General features: G+C 62.4%; 6 protein-coding genes. All 6 read left to right on the forward strand.

The genetic code is table 11. The annotated features are described in order from the left end of the window. Nucleotides 1-399 (forward strand): DMT family transporter (locus tag FD715_RS22190; RefSeq protein WP_147115401.1); only part of this gene is annotated, 399 nt, incomplete at its 5' end. A 35-nt stretch (nucleotides 400-434) separates the two neighbouring features. After that, entirely contained in the window at nucleotides 435-1157 is a 723-nt protein-coding gene (locus FD715_RS22195) for a DUF4386 domain-containing protein (protein WP_147115404.1), read from the forward strand. An 82-nt stretch (nucleotides 1158-1239) separates the two neighbouring features. Further along, nucleotides 1240-1686 carry a VOC family protein gene (locus FD715_RS22200; RefSeq protein ID WP_147115407.1) on the forward strand — a complete coding sequence of 149 codons (447 nt, stop codon included), beginning with the start codon at nucleotides 1240-1242 and terminating at the stop codon, nucleotides 1684-1686. A gap of 192 nt (nucleotides 1687-1878) precedes the next feature. Further along, nucleotides 1879-2079: a hypothetical protein gene (locus tag FD715_RS22205; RefSeq protein WP_147115410.1), complete on the forward strand. Its 201-nt coding sequence runs from the start codon at nucleotides 1879-1881 to the stop codon at nucleotides 2077-2079. Nucleotides 2080-2390: 311 nt separating this feature from the next. Further along, nucleotides 2391-2705: a helix-turn-helix domain-containing protein gene (locus tag FD715_RS22210; protein WP_147115413.1), complete on the forward strand. Its 315-nt coding sequence runs from the start codon at nucleotides 2391-2393 to the stop codon at nucleotides 2703-2705. 234 nt (nucleotides 2706-2939) lie between these two features. After that, nucleotides 2940-3816, forward strand: an 877-nt coding sequence (locus tag FD715_RS22215; protein WP_189799616.1) for a LacI family DNA-binding transcriptional regulator, incomplete at its 3' end; no start/stop codon positions are given.

The following is a 3816-nucleotide window of genomic DNA, read 5'->3' on the forward strand; positions in this document are numbered from 1 at the left end:
GTGTCCGCGCTCACCTTCACCGCTTGGCAACTGACCGCAGGCGGGCTCATCCTGTTGCCGATCGCCCTGCTTGTGGAGCCGCCGCTGCCCGCGCTTTCCGGCGCGAACCTCGCCGGTCTCGCCTGGCTCGGCCTCGTCGGCGCAGCCGCCACTTATGCGATCTGGTTCCGGGGCGTGGCGCGGCTCGAGCCTGGTGCCGTCTCCATGCTCGGCATGATGAGCCCGGTTACTGCGGTGGCGCTTGGCTGGGCCTGGCTCGGCCAATCGCTGTCGCTCTTGCAGGCTGTCGGGGCGACGATCGTCCTTGGATCGGTCTGGGCCGGCCAGCGCGCCAACCAGCCATCCGGCTCGGGGCTGGCTTCCCGTGCTCCTGCTCCGCGCGACAAGGTCACTGCCTGAAGCCGGGCCGCCCTTCACCAAAAAGGAAGTCTGCCATGCGAGCCTTCGAAGACCCTTCATCCCTGTCCTATTCCCGCATGACCGGAACTTTCTATTTGGCTATCGCGCTGGCTGGCGGGTTCTCGATCCTCTACGTGCCCGTGATGCTGAATGTGCCCGGCGATCCCGCAGCGACCTTCGACAACATCGCGCGCCACCGCGGGCTGTTTCATGCGGGCCTGATCGGAGATGTCTTGATGATGACGGCCGAGATTTTCGTCTCTGCCATGCTCTACTTCATATTCCGCATCGTGAACCCGACACTGGCCCTGGCCGCCTGTTTCGCGCGGCTGATGATGGTCGCGGTGATGGGTTCCATGCTGTTCTTCCACGCTGGGGCCCTGGCTCTGGCAGACGGGAATGTTCCGCTGGGCAGCTTCTCCGAGGCGCAGAGGCTCCAGCTGGCCGGCCTGATGCGTCATGTCCACGACGCCGGTGTCTGGATCTGGCAGGTGTTCTTCTGCCTGCACCTCATCCTCCTCGGGCTGCTGGTCATGCGCTCGGACCTTTATCCGCGGTTGATCGGGGTGGGCCTCTTGGTGGGGGGCACGGGCTATCTTGTCGATAGCGTGCAGGTGTTTGCTCTGCCTGAAGCGGCAACCCTCAAAGCCGTGAAGGTGGCACTGCTGATGGTCGTCACGGCCGCGGAGCTGAGCTTCGCCCTGTTGCTCATTCTGAGGGGGCCACGCCCTTCCAAGCCGCATGCTGTGCAAGGCTAACCCCGTGCAGAGGAAGGCGCAGAGATTTCCGGAAGCCTCAGGAGAGCGACCCGGCTCGGTTCAGGATGGAAAGGAGAAAGCCATGGACAATCGAAACTTCCAAGTTCGCGCCATCGGAGAGATTGCCATCAGGTGCGTCGACTACGAGGCCATGGTGGCCTTCTACCGGGATGTGATCGGGCTAAGTCTCATGAACGACCCGGACGACAACCCCATCGCGTTCTTCAGGATTGCTGAGGGCTTCGGGGGGCATACGGCGGTCCTGGCATTGTTCCGGCATGACGTGGAGGGCGCTGGCCGAGCCCTCGGCAGTCCAAAGCCGCCTCGAACGGGACCTGCGTCGCCGCTGCATCACCTCGCCGTCAGCCTCCCCTGGGACGAACAGGATGCAGTAATGGCCTGGTATGAGCACATCGGGCGCGCCTACGATGTCGAGTTTTTCGACTGGGTCGGATGGAGGGGGATCTTCACACTCGATCCCGACGGCAATACCGTCGAACTTGTCGCGAAAGACCCTGACCACCGATAGTTCCCCCAACCGCAGTCGGCTCCGATCTATCGAACGATTTCACGGGCGCCCGAAAACCATCGGCATACAATCGGCACGACCGGAATGAAGGCGACAATAACGGCATATACCGGGACTTGCGGTTCTGGCCTACCGTTCCCCAATTAACGAGCGGAAGCGTGAGCGCTAAAAGGTCAGTCTGCGGAGTTCCTGATGACAGTCGAGGGCGGCCCGATCAATTTGGGCCTGCTTGGCTACGGTGACGGAAGATCGCCTGCCTACGAGAAGGGCCGCGGCTCCATCGGCTTCGAGAATGAGATTGTCGCCGAGTTCGACAGCGAGCACGGCGGGTCCGTGCGCAACCGCGACAGCTCGGACATTACCGTGACCGTGACCGTGACCGTGACCGTCTAAGTCCGCGGCGAAAAGGCTGAGTTCAAGGACGCAAGGTGCCAGCAGCTGCCATTCGTATAAAACGCAGCGAATGGCAATTCACCGCCCTTAGTGCAAGAACGCATGCGCGACGGCACTCACCGAAAGTGAAGCCGCCACGAGCTTCGAAAGTCGATCATCGTAGCGTGCGAGATTGGCGGCAAATTATCGGCGAAGCGGGCTCCGCCAGCTACATAACGTATATTACACGTGCAGATAGTATGTAGCGGGGCACTTTCTAAACTGGGTTGCGACAACCGCTCTATCCTGTCGCAAACACAGGAGTTTGGAAGATGGCCCACCGCGAGCTGGATCTGCCAGAACGGCGTCTGGTTGAAGACCTTCTACAGGCGAAGATGACCGTCGCAAATATTGCGGCGAGATTGTCCCGTCATCGCTCGACGATCTACCGCGAGATCCAGCGTAATCGGTTCGAAGACTGCGAGCTGCCCGAGCTCAACGGCTACTACGGCATGCTGGCCCAGAAACGAGCTGCCGAGCGGCGTCCATCGCCCCGCAGACTGATCCGGATGACAGCCCTGCGCGGTTTCGCCTCGCTCTACATCGGCGGCGGCATGGGAATTGCGATGTGGTTGAAACGCTGCTGACGTTCGCCCGCGACGGGCAACGGAACTGACGGTCGGGTTGCGCGCTTCGACATTGTGCATCCGGGCCGCTCCGGGGCCGGAACGGCCTTGAAAAAGGCCTTAGAGATGGCCGATTCCGAATTCTTTGGTCAGTGCATTGCCGCCTACCACCACATTGCATAAGCTGCACATTGTGCAGAGATGTGTGCAACGACACGACCCGGCGCAGATTGGCAACTGAATGAGAAAGCTCCCTTGATCAGCGAACAAGCGAAGCAGGACAATACCGCGCGACAGGGCAAGGCCCCGAACAGCGAGGATGTCGCGCGTATAGCGGGCGTCTCCCGGTCGACGGTCAGCCGGGTCTTTACGCCCGGGGCCAAGGTCGCGGAAGCGACCAGGGAACGCGTCATCAGCGCCGCGCAGGAGGTCGGCTACGGGCGCGAACCGTTGCCCGCCATCCAGGGTAAAACCGGATCGACCTATATTGGCTTGGTGATGGGGTCGCTCGACAACCCGTTCTACCACACCGTCCTGACAGAGTTCATGGAGCGCTTCCAGCGGCGCAACATCCATTCGATCTGCCACGCGGCGCGCGATCTCGAGACGGCCGAGACCAGCATCCGCTCGATGCTCGACGCCGGGGTCGACGCGATCATCGCCGCCTGCCTCGGCACCACCTCCACCGCCATCGAGGCCTGCCGCGCCGCCAATGTCCCGCTCATCCTCTTCAACCGCAGCACGGAAGACCGCGGCGTCTCGTCGATCCAGACCGACAATGTCGAGGGCGGACGCACGGTGGCCGACTTCCTGGTCCGAGGCCGCCACCAGAGGATCGCCTATGTGAACGGCATCGAGGATTCCTCGACCAACCGCGATCGCCTGCAGGGTTTACGCGATCGCCTGCGGGAGCTGTCGGCGCCGCCCCCGATCCAGGAATATGGCGAGTACACCTACAATGGTGGCCGCGAGGCCGCCAAGCGGTTGATGATCCTGGCGGAGCCGCCCGACGCGATCTTCTGCGGCAATGACATCATGGCGCTCGGCGTGCTCGACTGCCTGCGCAATGATCTCGGCAAGCGCGTCCCCGAGGACGTGAGCGTCGTCGGCTTCGACGACATCCCCATGGCCG

It is taken from the genome of Tateyamaria sp. syn59, from assembly GCF_007995245.1.
Classification (GTDB): Bacteria; Pseudomonadota; Alphaproteobacteria; order Rhodobacterales; family Rhodobacteraceae; genus Tateyamaria.

Bases quoted from the DNA above. Each gene is read 5' to 3' on its own strand.
- FD715_RS22200 (WP_147115407.1), top strand. From the start codon at position 1,240: ATGGACAATCGAAACTTCCAAGTTCGCGCCATCGGAGAGATTGCCATC.
- FD715_RS22195 (WP_147115404.1), top strand. From the start codon at position 435: ATGCGAGCCTTCGAAGACCCTTCATCCCTGTCCTATTCCCGCATGACC.
- FD715_RS22210 (WP_147115413.1), top strand. From the start codon at position 2,391: ATGGCCCACCGCGAGCTGGATCTGCCAGAACGGCGTCTGGTTGAAGAC.
- FD715_RS22205 (WP_147115410.1), top strand. From the start codon at position 1,879: ATGACAGTCGAGGGCGGCCCGATCAATTTGGGCCTGCTTGGCTACGGT.